This window comes from Eleftheria terrae (assembly GCF_030419005.1).
GTDB lineage: Bacteria > Pseudomonadota > Gammaproteobacteria > Burkholderiales > Burkholderiaceae_C > Caldimonas > Caldimonas terrae.
Genome location: NZ_CP106951.1, coordinates 2,697,925 through 2,712,400, shown reverse-complemented (window position 1 = coordinate 2,712,400; position 14,476 = coordinate 2,697,925). Strand labels below are relative to the sequence as shown.

The 14,476-nt window shown below is 71.7% G+C and carries 11 protein-coding genes; 5 read left to right on the top strand and 6 right to left on the bottom strand.

What is annotated here, in order from left to right; genetic code table 11:
• Positions 1-15: 15 nt before the first annotated feature.
• From N7L95_RS11895 to gcl, 4 genes are read right to left on the bottom strand one after another with little or no spacing between them, the layout of a single operon-like run.
• The gene (locus tag N7L95_RS11895; protein WP_301260019.1) at positions 16-1,311 is read right to left on the bottom strand and encodes a glycerate kinase type-2 family protein; all 1,296 of its coding nucleotides are present in this window, start codon (positions 1,309-1,311) and stop codon (positions 16-18) included.
• Positions 1,312-1,314: 3 nt separating this feature from the next.
• Positions 1,315-2,217 carry a 2-hydroxy-3-oxopropionate reductase gene (locus N7L95_RS11890; protein ID WP_301260018.1) on the bottom strand — a complete coding sequence of 301 codons (903 nt, stop codon included), beginning with the start codon at positions 2,215-2,217 and terminating at the stop codon, positions 1,315-1,317.
• A gap of 43 nt (positions 2,218-2,260) precedes the next feature.
• Positions 2,261-3,040 carry a hydroxypyruvate isomerase gene (gene hyi, locus N7L95_RS11885; RefSeq protein ID WP_301260017.1) on the bottom strand — a complete coding sequence of 260 codons (780 nt, stop codon included), beginning with the start codon at positions 3,038-3,040 and terminating at the stop codon, positions 2,261-2,263.
• Between the two features lie 31 nt (positions 3,041-3,071).
• Positions 3,072-4,847 (bottom strand): glyoxylate carboligase, encoded by a 1,776-nt coding sequence (gene gcl / locus N7L95_RS11880; protein WP_301260016.1) that lies wholly within the window; start codon positions 4,845-4,847, stop codon positions 3,072-3,074.
• 103 nt (positions 4,848-4,950) lie between these two features.
• On the opposite strand from gcl, the gene N7L95_RS11875 reads away from it, so the two are divergent.
• Positions 4,951-5,877: a LysR family transcriptional regulator gene (locus N7L95_RS11875; RefSeq protein ID WP_301260015.1), complete on the top strand. Its 927-nt coding sequence runs from the start codon at positions 4,951-4,953 to the stop codon at positions 5,875-5,877.
• Between the two features lie 59 nt (positions 5,878-5,936).
• Here N7L95_RS11875 and N7L95_RS11870 read toward each other — a convergent pair whose 3' ends face one another.
• Positions 5,937-6,890: a LysR family transcriptional regulator gene (locus N7L95_RS11870; protein WP_301260014.1), complete on the bottom strand. Its 954-nt coding sequence runs from the start codon at positions 6,888-6,890 to the stop codon at positions 5,937-5,939.
• A 90-nt stretch (positions 6,891-6,980) separates the two neighbouring features.
• On the opposite strand from N7L95_RS11870, the gene xdhA reads away from it, so the two are divergent.
• Genes xdhA through N7L95_RS11850 form a run of 4 tightly spaced genes read left to right on the top strand, consistent with a single transcriptional unit; the run spans position 6,981 to position 12,879 of the window.
• Positions 6,981-8,648 (top strand): xanthine dehydrogenase small subunit, encoded by a 1,668-nt coding sequence (gene xdhA / locus N7L95_RS11865; protein WP_301260013.1) that lies wholly within the window; start codon positions 6,981-6,983, stop codon positions 8,646-8,648.
• The gene (gene xdhB, locus N7L95_RS11860) at positions 8,645-11,023 is read left to right on the top strand and encodes a xanthine dehydrogenase molybdopterin binding subunit (RefSeq protein ID WP_435870081.1); all 2,379 of its coding nucleotides are present in this window, start codon (positions 8,645-8,647) and stop codon (positions 11,021-11,023) included. Before xdhA ends, xdhB begins: the two co-directional genes overlap by 4 nt.
• Positions 11,024-11,039: 16 nt before the next feature.
• The gene (gene xdhC / locus N7L95_RS11855) at positions 11,040-11,888 is read left to right on the top strand and encodes a xanthine dehydrogenase accessory protein XdhC (RefSeq protein ID WP_301260012.1); all 849 of its coding nucleotides are present in this window, start codon (positions 11,040-11,042) and stop codon (positions 11,886-11,888) included.
• Positions 11,889-11,895: 7 nt separating this feature from the next.
• Positions 11,896-12,879, top strand: a complete 984-nt coding sequence (locus tag N7L95_RS11850; RefSeq protein WP_301260011.1) for a LysR family transcriptional regulator — start codon at positions 11,896-11,898, stop codon at positions 12,877-12,879.
• Here N7L95_RS11850 and guaD read toward each other — a convergent pair.
• Complete coding sequence (guaD, locus tag N7L95_RS11845) at positions 12,809-14,194, bottom strand: guanine deaminase (protein WP_301260132.1); 1,386 nt, start codon at positions 14,192-14,194, stop codon at positions 12,809-12,811. The two genes, N7L95_RS11850 and guaD, sit on opposite strands and share 71 nt — an antisense overlap.
• Positions 14,195-14,476 lie beyond the last annotated feature (282 nt).

Sequence of the window (14,476 nt, the reverse complement as noted above, 5' to 3'; positions counted from 1 at the left end):
GTGGGCTGGGCGCGCTCAGTAGACGAGCAGCGCGCGGAAGTCGTTGACATTGGTGCGGGTGGGGCCGGTGACCAGCAGCTGGCCGCAGGCGGAGAAGACGCTCCAGGCATCGTTGTCGGCCTGTGCAGCCAGCGGCTGCAGCCCGAGCTCGGCGCAGCGCTGCAGGAAGTCGGGGCCGCACCAGGCGCCGGCGTTGTCCTCGGAGCCGTCGATGCCGTCGGTGTCCGCGGCCAGCGCCCAGACGCGCGGCTCGCCCTGCAGCGCCAGGGCCAGTCCGAGCAGGTATTCGGCATTGCGCCCGCCGCGCCCGCGGCCGCGCACCGTCACGGTGGTCTCGCCGCCCGACAGCAGCAGGCAGGGGCGGGGAAACGGCCGGTCGTGGCGCGCCACCTGGCGTGCGAGGGCCGCATGGGCCTTGGCCACCTCGCGCGCCTCGCCCTCCAGGTCGTCGCACAGCACATGCGCGGCGATGCCCATCGAGCGTGCCGCCGCCGCGGCCGCGTCGAGCGATTGCGCGGCGGTGGCAATCACGCGGACCTCGTTGCGCGCAAGCCGCGGGTCACCCGGCTTGGGGGTTTCGTTCTCGGGGTCGCGCAGGTGGGCGAGCACCGCTGGCGGCACGTCGATGCCGTACCGCTGCAGCACGGCCAGCGCCTCGGCAGCGGTGCTGGCATCGGGCAGGGTGGGGCCGCTGGCCACCACCGAGGGATCGTCGCCCGGCACGTCGGAGATCACCAGCGTCAGCACCCGGGCTGGATGGCAGGCCAGTGCCAGTCGCCCGCCCTTGAGGGCCGACAGGTGCTTGCGCACGCAGTTCATCTCGCCGATGGAGGCGCCGCTGCGCAGCAGCGCCCGGTTCACCGCACGCTTGTCTTCCAGGCTGATGCCGGGGGCCGGCGCACTCAGCAGCGAGGAGCCGCCGCCGGAGATCAGGCACAGCACCAGGTCGTCCGCGCCGAGGCCGCTGACCAGCGCCTGGATGCGCTGCGCCGCCTGCTCGCCGGCCGCGTCGGGCACCGGGTGGCCGGCCTCCACCACCTCGATGCGATGGCAGGGCGCGCCGTGCCCGTAGCGGGTGACGACCAGGCCCGACAGCGGCTGCGCCGGCCAGTGCGCCTCGACCGCCGCGGCCATGGCGGCCGCGGCCTTGCCGGCGCCGACCACCACCACCCGGCCGCGCCGCGGCGGTTCGCCCAGGTGGCGGCCCAGGCAGCGGGCCGGGCTGGCCGCCTGCACGGCGGCATCGAACAGGGCCGCCAGCAACTGCGGCGGCGACTGTGCCGCTTGCGGCAGGGAGGGGGTGGCAGCCATGCGTCAGCTCGCGTTCGGGTTGGGGGCGATCTGGTGGGCCGACATCAGCTCGATCGCGCGGCACAGGGCCGAGTGGTCGGCCCCCGACAGGCCGTTGGCCGCGCAGGTGTTCATCAGCTCCTGCACCACCGCGGTGTTGGGCAGCGCCACGCCGAGCGCCTTGGCGCCCTGCAGGGCGAGGTTCAGGTCCTTCTGGTGCAGCTCGATGCGGAAGCCCGGCTCGAAGGTGCGCTTGACCATGCGCTCGGCATGCACCTCCAGGATGCGCGAGGACGCGAAGCCGCCCATCAGCGCCTGGCGCACCTTGGCCGGGTCGGCGCCGGCCTTGCTGGCGAACAGCAGCGCCTCGGCCACCGCCTGCAGGTTGAGCGCGACGATGATCTGGTTGGCCACCTTGGTGGTCTGGCCGTCGCCGTTGGCGCCGACATGGGTGATGTTCTTGCCCATCAGCTCGAACAGCGGGCGGGCCGTCTCGAAGGCCTTGGCCGGGCCGCCCACCATGATGGTGAGCGAGGCCGCCTTGGCGCCCACTTCGCCGCCGGACACCGGTGCGTCCAGGTAGAGGCAGTCCAGCGCATTGATGCGGCGCGCGAAGTCCTTGGTGGCAATCGGCGAAATCGAGCTCATGTCGATCACCAGCTTGCCGCCGCTCAGGCCGCGGGCCACGCCGTGCTCGCCGAACAGCACGTCTTCCACGTGGGGCGTGTCGGGCACCATGAGGATGACGATGTCGGCCCGCTTGGCCACTTCCGCGGCATTGGTGCAGACGGTGGCGCCGCCTTCGACCAGCGCCGCCGGCGGGTTGCCGCGGTCGTGCAGGAAGAGCTTGTAGCCGCCGCGCTGCAGGTGGGCCGCCATCGGCGCGCCCATGATGCCGAGTCCGATGAAACCGATCTTGTTGCTCATGTTCACGAATCCTTGAAGAGGGGAGAAAGTCGGGCCCGGCCGCTCACAGCCCGAGCCCGCGGCGCCAGCCCAGGCCGGCGGTGGTGCCATTGCGCGGCTTGTATTCGCAGCCCACCCAGCCGCGGTAGCCCAGCGTGTCGAGGGCCTGGAACAGGTGGGGCCAGTGGATCTCGCCGGTGCCCGGCTCGTGGCGGCCTGGGTTGTCGGCCAGCTGCACATGCGAGATGCGCGGCAGCAGGCGCTGCAGGGTGGCGGTCAGCTCGCCTTCCATGCGCTGCATGTGATAGATGTCGTATTGCAGGTAGAGGTTGTCACTGCCCACCTGCTCGAACAGGGCCAGCGCCTGCCGGGTGGTGGACAGGTGGAAGCCGGGGATGTCGTAGGTGTTGATGGGCTCGACCAGCAGGCGTCGGCCCGCCGCCTGCAGGGCGGCGGCAGCAAAGCGCAGGTTCTGCACCAGCGTGGCCTGCGCGTCGGCCTCGCTCACCGCCGGCGGGCGGATGCCCACCAGGCAGTTGAGCTGCGGCACCTGCAGTGCGTCGGCATAGGCCAGCGCGCGCTGCACGCCGTCGCGGAACTCGGCCTCGCGCCCGGGCAGGCAGGCGATGCCGCGCTCGCCGGCGTCCCAGTCGCCGGCCGGCAGGTTGTGCAGCACCAGCTGCAGGTCGTGCGCCTCCAGCCGGGCGTGGATCTCGGCTGCGGGCCAGGGGTAGGGAAAGAGGAACTCCACCGCGCTGAAGCCGGCCTGGGCGGCGGCCTCGAAGCGGTCGAGAAAGGGCAGCTCGGTGAAGAGCATCGTCAGGTTGGCGGCAAGCTTGGGCATGGCGGGTCCTGGTGGTGCGGATGGCGGCGGTTCAGTCGAGCAGCGAGACGGCGGTGGGCGCGTCGAAGGCGGTCTCGGCCAGCGGCTCGAATTCGTGGACGGCATCGATGTCGGTGCCCATCGCGATGTTGGTGACCCGCTCCAGGATCACCTCCACCACCACCGGCACCCGGTGTTTCAATGCCAGCTGCTGGGCCTCGCGCAGCGAGCCGGCCAGCTTGCCCGGATCGGTCACCCGCAGGGCCTTGCAGCCCAGGCCCTGGACCACGGCCACATGGTCGACGCCATAGCCCTGCAGCTCGGGCGAGTTGATGTTGTCGAAGGCCAGCTGCACGCAGTAGTCCATGTCGAAGCCGCGCTGCGCCTGGCGGATCAGGCCCAGGTAGGAGTTGTTCACCAGCACATGCACATACGGCAGCTGGAACTGCGCGCCCACCGCCAGCTCCTCGATCAGGAACTGGAAGTCGTAGTCGCCCGAGATGCCCACCACCGGCTTGCTCGGGTCGGCCGCCACCACGCCGAGCGCGGCCGGAATGGTCCAGCCCAGCGGGCCGGCCTGGCCGCAGTTGATCCAGTGGCGCGGCTCGTAGACATGCAGGAACTGCGCGGCTGCGATCTGCGACAGGCCGATGGCGGTGACGTAGCGGGTGTCGCGGCCGAAGACGCGGTTCATCTCCTCGTACACCCGCTGCGGCTTGATCGGCACGTTGTCGAAGTGGGTGCGCCGCTGCAGCGACCGCTTGCGCTCGGCGCACTCGGCTTCCCAGGCGCTCCAGTCGGGCAGCGCCTGGGCGGCACGGCGCTCGCGCGCGCCCTCCACCAGCAGGGCCAGGGCCGCACCGGCGTCGGAGACGATGCCCAGCGTGGGCCCGAAGACGCGGCCGATCTGGGTCGGCTCGATGTCGATGTGCACGAAGCGCCGGCCGCGGGTGTAGACCTCCACCGAGCCGGTGTGGCGGTTGGCCCAGCGGTTGCCGATGCCCAGCACGAAGTCGGACGCGAGCATGGTGGCATTGCCATAGCGATGGCTGGTTTGCAGGCCCGCCATGCCGGCCATCAGCGGATGGTCGTCGGGAATCGTGCCCCAGCCCATCAGCGTGGGCACCACCGGCACGCCGGTGAGTTCGGCGAACTGCACCAGCAGGCGCGAAGCGTCGGCATTGACGATGCCGCCGCCGGCGACGATCAGGGGCCGCTCGGCACTCGCCAGCAGGTCCAGCACCTTGTCGACCTGCGCCCGCGTGGCTTGCGGCTTGTAGACCGGCAGCGGTTCGTAGGCCTCGATGTCGAACTCGATCTCGGCCAGTTGCACGTCGACCGGCAGGTCCACCAGCACCGGGCCGGGACGGCCCGAGCGCATCAGGTGGAAGGCCTGCTGGAAGACCTGTGGCACCAGGGCCGGCTCGCGCACCGTCACCGCCCACTTGGTGACCGGCTTGGCGATGGACTCGATGTCCACCGCCTGGAAGTCCTCCTTGTAGAGCCGGGCGCGCGGCGCCTGGCCGGTGATGCAGAGGATGGGAATGGAGTCGGCGCTGGCCGAGTAGAGGCCGGTGATCATGTCGGTGCCGGCCGGCCCCGAGGTGCCGATGCACACGCCGATGTTGCCGGCGCGCGCCCGGGTGTAGCCCTCGGCCATGTGCGAGGCGCCTTCGACATGGCGCGCCAGGATGTGGGAGATGCTGCCGCGCTGCCGCAGCGCCGAGTACAGGGGGTTGATCGCGGCGCCCGGGACACCGAAGGCCTGCGAGACCCCCTCACGTTCCAGGACCAGCACCGCGGCATCGACCGCACGCATTTTTGCCATCGAGGGCTCCAGGTGAACTTGACCGGAGCCCATCGTATTTAAAACAATTGCCTAGGAGAATTGGACAAAAAGTCCGTTCATACCCAACTTATTGTTTGAACTGATGGACAGACTCAAGCAGATGGAAACCTTCCTGGCGGTCACCGAGGAGGGCAGTTTTTCGGGTGCGGCGCAGCGCGAGCATGTGAGCGCCACCATCATTGCGCGGCGCATCAACGAGCTGGAGCAGCGCCTGGGCGTGAAGCTGGTGCACCGTTCCACCCGCCACCTGCGGCTGACCGAGCAGGGCGTGCTGTTCGCCGAGGAGTGCAAGCGGCTGCTGCAGGACCTGGAGCTGGCCGAGCACAGCATCCAGGACGTCAGCCAGCAGGCCACCGGGCACCTGGCGGTCTCGGCGCCGGCGGCCTTCGGGCGCAAGCATGTGGCCGCGCATGCCAGCAGCTTCCTGGCCGAGCACCCGGGCGTGAGCCTGTCCTTCAACCTCACGGACCGGGTGGTGGACCTGGTGCGCGAGGGCTATCACCTGGGCATCCGCATCGGTGGCGCGGTGGACCCGAACATGGTGGCGGTGAAGCTCGCGCCCAACCAGCGGGTGGTGTGCGCCTCGCCGCGCTACCTGCAGCGCCACGGCCGGCCGCAGACGCTGGACGACCTGGCCCGCCACCAGTGCCTGGCCTTCAACCTGCAGGGCGGGCAGCAGCGCGGCTGGTTCTTCCACAAGGACGGGCGCGACGTGACGGTGCGTGTGCGCGGCCACCTGGACTGCAACGACGGCGAGCTGCTGCACCGCTGGTGTGTCGAGGGGCTGGGGCTGTCATGGCGCTCGACCTGGGAGATCCAGCGTGAGCTGGCGGAAGGCTCTCTGGTGACCGTGCTCGACGAATACGCCTCGCCGGACTACGACATCACCGCCATCTTCCCGCAGCAGCGCTACCAGCCGGCCAAGATCCGGCTGTTCATCGCGCACCTGAAGGCGGCCTATGCGATGCCGGACTACTGGATGCGGCCGGTGGCCTTGCGTTCGGCCTGAGCACGCGGGAGCCGCCGGCCGCCCCGGGGAAGCGGCAGGCAGGCACCGCAGCGCGCGCCTCACACCCCGCGCCCGGCCAGCCGCTTGGCCGTCTCGCGCACCTGGCCGCGCAGCCACACGCCGGCGGCCGAGCGGTGGCTCAGGTCGTGCCACAGCTGGTAGTAGGTGAGGGGCGGGAACTCCACCGGGCAGCGCACGATGCGCACCGGCAGCGTGTCGAGGTAGCGGCTGCAGAACAGCCGCCCGGTGGTCAGCACCAGCCGGGAGCGGGCCACCATCGGCGGGATCAGGCCGAAGCCGGGGCTGCGCACGGCGATGGGGCGGGTCATGCCCTGGGTGGCCAGGTAGTCGTCGATGACGCCCGGCGTGCCGGCGCTCAGGGGCGTAGGTGCCACATGGGCGCTGGCCAGGTAGCGCTCGGCGGTCCAGGTCCTGGGGCTGCGGGCGGCCGGATGGTCGGCCGCCACCAGGCAGACGATCTCGTCGCTCAGCAGCCGTCCCAGGTGCAGCTCGCCGGGCGGCGCCAGCCAGTTGCCCACCACCAGGTCCACCTCGCCGCGGGCCAGCGCGCGCCGGTAGTCGAAGTCGCCGCTGAGCGGCAGGATCTCCAGCGTCACCTCGGGCGCCGCCTCGCGCAGGCGCACCACCAGCTCGGGCAGGAACAGCGGGTCCAGGTAGTCGCTGGCGGCAATGCGGAAGGTCAGCCGGCTGCTGGCCGCATCAAAGGCCAGGCCCTCCGCGCGCGCGCCGAACAGGGTGTCGGCGTGGTGCAGCAGGGCGGCGGCCGGCTCGCGCAGCTGCAGGGCCACCGCGGTGGGCACCATGCCGTGGCCGGAGCGCACCAGCAGCGGGTCGCCGATCAACTCGCGCAGGCGGCGCAGCTGGGCGCTGATGGCGGGCTGGCTGGTCTGCAGCTGCACGGCCGCCCGCGAGACGCTGCCCTCGCTGAGCAGGGTGTGCAGCACCCGCACCAGTTGCAGCTCGATCTTGTCGAAGGGGGCGCGCTTGGACATGGGGCGCCGTTTATATCAGACATGAACGAAGGCGTATGCCACAACGGCCGCTGAAGAGTACTGTTGAGGCATTCCCCCACGGCCTGCCCCATGCACACTCGTCCGATCCGCTTTTTTCATCACGAGCGCGGCGACATCGTCAGCGTCGATGACGTCGCCACCACCCACACCGTGCTGAACTGGCTGCGCAGCGATGCGCGCTGCACCGGCACCAAGGAAGGCTGCGCCGAGGGCGATTGCGGCGCCTGCACCGTCATCGTGGCCGAGCTGGCCGACCGCGCGCAGGCCATCGGCACGCCGTCGGCCGCCGCGACCCTCGTCGGCGGCCTGTCGCTGCGGCCGGTGAACGCCTGCATCCAGTTCCTGCCCACGCTGGACGGCAAGGCCCTGCTGACGGTGGAAGACCTGCAGCGCATCGCTGGCGGCACGCTGCATCCGGTGCAGCAGGCGCTGGTGGAATGCCACGGCTCGCAGTGCGGCTTCTGCACGCCGGGCTTTGCGATGTCGCTTACCGCCACCTACGAGCGACACTGCACGGCGGGCACCCGGCCGAGCCGCCAGCAGATTGCCGACGACCTGGCTGGCAACCTGTGCCGCTGCACCGGCTACCGCCCCATCCTCGATGCCGGCCAGCGCATGTTCGAGCTGCCGCCGGTGCGGCTCGACACGCGGCCCATCGAACAGGCGTTGCGCCAGCTGCAGGCCGAGGCGGGCGGCGAGGACTTTGCCTACGCCAGCCTCAACCGGCGCGCGCAGGCCGAGCCGCGCATCGACCACTACTGGGCGCCGCGCAGCGTGCAGGCTCTCGCCACCCTGCGCGAGCAGCACCCGGACGCCCGCCTGCTGGCCGGCAGCACCGACATCGGCCTGTGGGTGAACAAGCAGTTCCGCGACGTCGGCGACCTGATCCATGTCGGCGAGGTCGACGCGCTGCGCCGCATCGAGCGGCACGAAGGCGACCCGGGCCGCGCCTGGCTGCGCCTGGGCGCCGCCGCGCCGCTGGAGGACGCCTGGTCGGCGCTGGCCACCGCGGTGCCGAGCCTGCAGGAGGTGTGGCTGCGCTTCGCCTCGCCGCCGATCCGCCATGCCGGCACGCTGGGCGGCAACATCGCCAACGGCTCGCCCATCGGCGACGGTGCACCGGTGCTGATGGCGCTGGGCGCGCAGGTGGTGTTGCGCCGCGGCGAACACCAGCGCCGGCTGCCGCTGGAGGCCTTCTATCTCGACTACATGAAGAACGCGCTGGAGCGCGGCGAGTTCCTGGAGGCGATGGACGTGCCCCTCCCGGGGCCGGCCACTCAGGTGCGGGTCTACAAGCTCTCCAAGCGCTTCGATTCCGACATCTCGGCGCTGTGCGGCGCCTTCGCGCTCACGCTGCAGCAGGGCCGGGTGGCGGAGGCCCGCCTGGCCTACGGCGGCATGGCCGCCATCGTGCGCCGGGCGGCCGGCGCGGAGGCCGCGCTGCAGGGCCAGCCCTGGGGCGAGCCCGCCGTACGCGCCGCCATGGCGGCCCTGGCGCAGGACTTCACTCCGCTGAGCGACATGCGGGCCAGCGCCGCCTACCGGCTGCGCACCGCCCAGAATCTGCTCTGGCGGCTCTGGCTGGAGACCCGTGAAGCCGATCCGCTGCCGCCTTCGCAGACCCGCGTGTGGAGTGTGATGCCGCACGACCGCGTGCCGCAGGCGCCCCTGCCTGTGTCTGCCTCCCCCTCCGCCACCTCCGTGTCCACCGCCGCCGCCGCCGGGAGCCAGCCGTGAACCAGCAAGTCGAAGCCTTCCTGCGGCAGCCGCCGCCCGACACCCGCCCCGAGGCGGCTGCACCGGCCGGTGTGGTGGCCTGGGCCCTGCCGCACGAGTCGGCCCAGCTGCACGTGAGCGGCGCCGCCCCCTACACCGACGACCTGCCCGAGCTGGCCGGCACCCTGCATGCGGCGCTGGGCCTGTCGCCGGTGGCGCATGGCCGGCTGCTGGGCATCGACTTGCAGGCGCTGCGGCGCTGCCCCGGCGTGGTGGCGGTGCTGACCGCGGCCGACATCCCGGGCGAGAACAACTGCGGGCCGGTGGTGCATGACGACCCCATCCTGGCTGACGGCGAGGTGCACTACCTCGGGCAGCCCGTGTTCGCCGTGATCGCGACCGACCGCGATGCCGCGCGTCGCGCCGCCGCGCTGGCCCGCCAGGTGCTGCAGATCGAGCCGCTGCCGGCGCTGCTGACGCCCGAGGCGGCGCATGCGGCCGGGCAGTACGTGGTGCCGCCCAAGCACCTGGTGCGCGGCGATGCGCGGGCCGCCATCGCGGCCGCGCCGCACCGGCTGAAAGGCCGGCTGCAGGTGGGCGGGCAGGAGCAGTTCTACCTCGAAGGCCAGATCTCCTACGCCATCCCCACCGAGAACCAGGGCCTGCGCATCCACTGCTCCACCCAGCATCCCAGCGAGATGCAGCTGCTGGTGGCGCACGCACTGGGCCTGTCCTCCCACCATGTGCTGGTGGAGTGTCGCCGCATGGGGGGCGGCTTTGGTGGCAAGGAGTCGCAGTCGGCCGTGTTCGCCTGCATTGCCGCGGTGGCCGCGGCGCGCCTGCGCCGGCCGGTCAAGCTGCGGCCGGACCGCGACGACGACTTCATGATCACCGGCCGCCGCCACTGCTTCCACTACGAGTACGAGGTGGGCTTCGACGAGGAGGGCCGGGTGCTGGGCGCGGAGATCGACATGGTGTCGCGGGCCGGCTATTCGGCCGACCTCTCGTCGGCGGTGATGACGCGCGCGCTGTGCCACTTCGACAATGCCTACTGGTTGCCCGACGTGGCCCTGCACGGCTACAGCGCCCGCACCAACACGCAGAGCAACACCGCCTTCCGCGGCTTTGGCGGCCCGCAGGGGGCGATCGCCATCGAGTACATCCTCGACTCGGTGGCCCGCCGCCTGGGCAAGGACGCGCTGGAGGTGCGCCGTGCCAACTTCTACGGCGTGGGCGAGCGCAACGTCACGCCCTACGGCCAGACGGTGGAGGACAACGTCATCCACCGCCTGGTGGCCGAACTTGCCGAGCGGGCCGACTATGCCGGCCGGCGCGCGGCCATCGACGCCTTCAACGCCACCAGCCCGGTGCTCAAGAAGGGCCTGGCGCTCACGCCCGTGAAGTTCGGCATCTCCTTCAACGTGCCGCACCTGAACCAGGCCGGCGCGCTGGTGCACGTCTACAACGACGGCAGCGTGCTGGTGAACCATGGCGGCACCGAGATGGGCCAGGGCCTGAACACCAAGGTGGCCCAGGTGGTGGCGCACGAGCTGGGCCTGAGCCTGGACCGGGTGCGCGTGAGCGCCACCGACACCAGCAAGGTGGCCAACACCTCGGCCACCGCCGCCTCCACCGGCAGCGACCTGAACGGCAAGGCCGCGCAGGCGGCCGCCCGCACCGTGCGCGAACGGCTGGCCCAGCATGCGGCCCAGCGATACGGCGTGGCGCCAGCGGAGGTGCGCTTCCTGCACAACGAGGTGCACGCCGGCGGCCAGGTGGTCGACTTCTGCGTGCTCGCGCGCAGCGCCTACGAGGCCCGCGTGCAGCTGTGGTCCGACGGCTTCTATGCCACGCCGGGGCTCTACTGGAACCCCGACACGCTGCAGGGCCGGCCCTTCTACTACTACGCCTACGGCGCGGCGGTGAGCGAGGTGGTGATCGACACGCTGACTGGCGAGTCCAAGCTGCTGCGGGCGGACGTGCTGCACGACGTGGGGCGCTCGATCAACCCGGCCATCGACATCGGCCAGGTCGAGGGGGCCTTCATCCAGGGCATGGGCTGGCTGACGACGGAGGAGCTGGTGTGGCATCCGTCCACCGGCCGGCTGAGCACCCACGCGCCCAGCACCTACAAGATCCCCACCGCCAACGACTGCCCGCCGGTGTTTGACGTGCGGCTGTTCGACAACTGCAATGCCGAGGACAGCATCCACCGCTCCAAGGCGGTGGGCGAACCGCCGCTCCTGCTGCCGTTCTCGGTCTTCCTCGCCATCCGCGACGCGGTGTCGGCAGTGGGCGGCCACCGGGTCTGCCCGCCGCTGCGCGCGCCGGCCACTGCCGAGGCGGTGCTGGATGCCATCGATGCGGTGCATGCCGCGCTGGACGCAGCCGCATGAGCCCGGAGGCCGCCCGATGAGCACCGCTCTGCGCAGCACCGCCGAACAGTGGCTGGCGGCCGGCCTGCCGGCCGTGGTGGTGGAGGTGGTGGCCACCCGCGGCTCGGTGCCGCGCGAGGCCGGCACGCGCATGCTGGTGGCTGCAGGCGCGGTGGCCGGCACCATCGGCGGCGGCCACCTCGAGCTGCAGGCCATCGAGCTGGCGCGCGCCTGCCTGCAGGGCGGCCTGCCCGAGCCGCTGGAGCGGCACTTCCCGCTCGGCCCGGCGCTGGGCCAGTGCTGTGGTGGCGCGGTGACGCTGCGCCTGGCCCGGCTGGCGCGGCCGCTGCTGGACGGCTGGGCGCTGCCGCCGCCGCGCTTCCACCTGCAGCTCTATGGCGCTGGCCATGTCGGCCGGGCCATCGTCGCGCTGCTGGCGGGGCTGGACTGCCGGGTGCAGTGGATCGACGAGCGCGAAGCGGAATTTCCCGCCGGGCCGCTGCCGCCGCATGTGGAGGCGGTGTGTGTGGAGGCGGTCGAAGGCGAGGTTGCGCTGGCGCCGCCGGGCGGCTTCTACCTGGTGCTGACGCACAGCCACGACCTCGATGCCCGCATCACCGAGGCGGTGCTGCGGCGTGGCGACTTCGGCTACCTGGGCCTCATCGGCTCCAGGACGAAGCGCGCCCGCTTCCTGCATCGCTTCGAGGCGCGCGGCGTGCCGGCCGCAGCCCTGGCGCGCCTGACGTGTCCCATCGGCGTGCCGGGCATTGCCGGCAAGGAGCCGGAGGTCATCGCGGTGTCGGTGGTGGCGCAGCTGCTGCAGCAGGCGGAGGCGGCTGCAGCGACGCGGCCGGCAAGGTCCGCCCGCCTGGCCCTGAACCCCTAGGCCGGCCATGGACCGCATGCTGGGCATGCAGCTGTTCATCCGCGTCGTCGAGACGCGCAGCCTCTCGCGGGCGTCGGCCGACCTCGGGCTGACCCAGCCTACCGCCACCAAGCATGTGGCGGCGCTGGAGGCCCAGCTGCAGGCGCGCCTGCTGCACCGCAGCACCCGCGGTGTCACGCCCACCGAAGTGGGGCTGGCCTACTACGAGCAATGCAAGCTCATCCAGCGCCAGCTGGACGAGGCCCACAACCTGGCCACCCTGCTGCAGACCGGCCTGAGCGGCAGCCTGCGTGTCAGCGCCTCGGTGGCCTTTGGCCGCCAGGTGCTGATGCCGCGGCTGCTGCGGTTCATGCAGCAGCATCCGCAGCTGCGGCTCGACCTGCGGCTGGAAGACCGCTACGTGGACCTGGTGGAGCAGGGCGTGGACGTCGCCGTGCGGCTCGGCCGCCTGCACGATTCGGCACTCGGCGCCCGCCCGCTGGGTTGGAACCCCTGGTCGGTGCTGGCGGCGCCGGCCCTGCTGCAGCAGGGGCCGCCGCTGCTGTCGCCGCGCGAGCTGGGCAGCCGCCCCTGCATCGTCTACAGCAGCGTGCAGGGCGACGACATCTGGCGCCTGGCGGATGCCGGCGGGCGCCAGCAGGCGGTGCCGGTGCGGGCCGTGCTGCGCAGCAACGACCTCTATGCGGTGCTGGCCGCCGCGCAGGCGGGCATGGGCTATGCGCTGCTGCCCGACTGCCTGGCCGAGGCCGGCTGGCGCGACGGCACGCTGCGCCGGGTGCTGCCCGGCTGGCGGCCGCCACCGCAGCCGGTGCATGCGGTGTTTCCATCGCCCCGGCTGCTGCCGGCCAAAGTGGCCGCGCTGGTGCGCTTTCTTCAATCCGAGCTGACGCCGGGGCTGGCCCCGGCGCCGGGCCGCGGCCTCAATGCGGGTGCACTTGCGCCTGCCGATGCTGCTGCCGCGATTCCGGAGCGCTCCAGCGCCGCCCCATGACGTAGGTGGCTTCGACGTTGCGGTCGTCCCCCAGCGTCTGCAACACGAACAACCGGTCTTCCAGCGTCTTGGCCCGTTCCATGCGGAAGCGCATCAGCGGCGTGGCGTTCGGGTCCAGCACGATGAAGTCGGCCTCGTTGCCGGCGCGGAAGCTGCCGATGCGGTCCTCCAGCCCCAGTGCCCGCGCACCACCGAGCGTGGCCAGGTAGTAGCTCTTGAGGGGCGTCAGCGGGCGGCGGGCCTCCGGCGTGTCGGTGAAGGCCTTGTGCAGCTGCGTCACCTTGTAGGCCTCGCCCATCGTGCGCAGCAGCGAGAAGCTGGTGCCGCCGCCCACATCGGTGCCCAGGCCCACGGCGACCTGGTGCTGCTCGGCTTTCTGCAGGTCGAACAGCCCGCTGCCGAGGAAGAGGTTGGAGGTCGGGCAGAAGGCGATGGCGGCGCCGCTGGCTGCCAACGAGGCGAACTCCTGGTCCTGCAGGTGCACGCCGTGCGCGTAGACCGAGCGCTTGCGCGACAGGCCGAAGCGGTTGTAGACGTCGAGGTAGCCGCTGGCGTCCGGGAACAGCGACTTCACCCAGGCCACCTCGCCGCGGTTTTCCGAGACATGGGTGTGCATGTAGACGTCCGGGTACTCCTGCAGCAGGCGCCCCGCGGCCTGCAGCTGGGCCGGCGTGGAGGTGGGGGCGAAGCGCGGCGTCACCGCATACAGCAACCGGCCCTGGCCGTGCCACTTCTGGATCAGCGCCTTCGACTCGGCATAGGACGACTCGGCCGTGTCGAGCAGGTAGTCCGGCGCATTGCGGTCCATCATCACTTTGCCGGCCACCAGCCGCAGGTTGTGCGAGCGCGCCTGCGAGAACAGCGCGTCCACCGACTGCGGATGCACCGTGCCGAACACCAGCGCGGTGGTGGTGCCGTTGCGCAGCAGCTCGTCGACGAAGGTACGGGCCACCCGGGCGGCATGGGCCGGGTCCTTGAACTGCCCTTCGGTGGGGAAGGTGTAGGTGTCGAGCCACTTCAGCAGCTCCTCGCCGAAGGAGCCGATCATCTGCGTCTGCGGATAGTGCACGTGCGTGTCGATGAAGCCGGGCAGGATCAGGCGGCCGCCGTGGTCCACCACCCGGTCCGGCCGGTGGCTGCGCAGCAGCTCGGCCGCCGGCCCGACGGCCAGCACCTTGCCGTCGCGCACCAGCAGCACGCCGTCCTCGTGGTACTCATAGGCGCGGGCGCTGCGAGCCGGGTCGTCGAGGAAGTGCAGCACCGAGCCGCGGTAGGCCACCGTGCCGGCCTGCGCCGCGCGTGGCTGGGCGGCCACCGCGGTGCCCAGCAGGGCGGCCGCCGCCAGGGCGGCGCCGCGCAATGCAAGAGCCCGCAGTGCACGGGCAGCGGTGGACAGGCGCCGCCGGCCTGCAGGCAGGCTGGGCGAGGCGGCAGGGGCAAAGTGGAAGCGCTTGTACACCTGTGTTCCTTTTCATTTAGCAGTGAAAGAAGGCTGGCGTATCGTCGGGTCGGCCCAGGCAGGCCGGAAGCGCAGCGGGCGAATAAGCGGTATTCCACGGTGGAATGGCGCAGGGCCGGCCCGCGGCCGGGCGCCGCC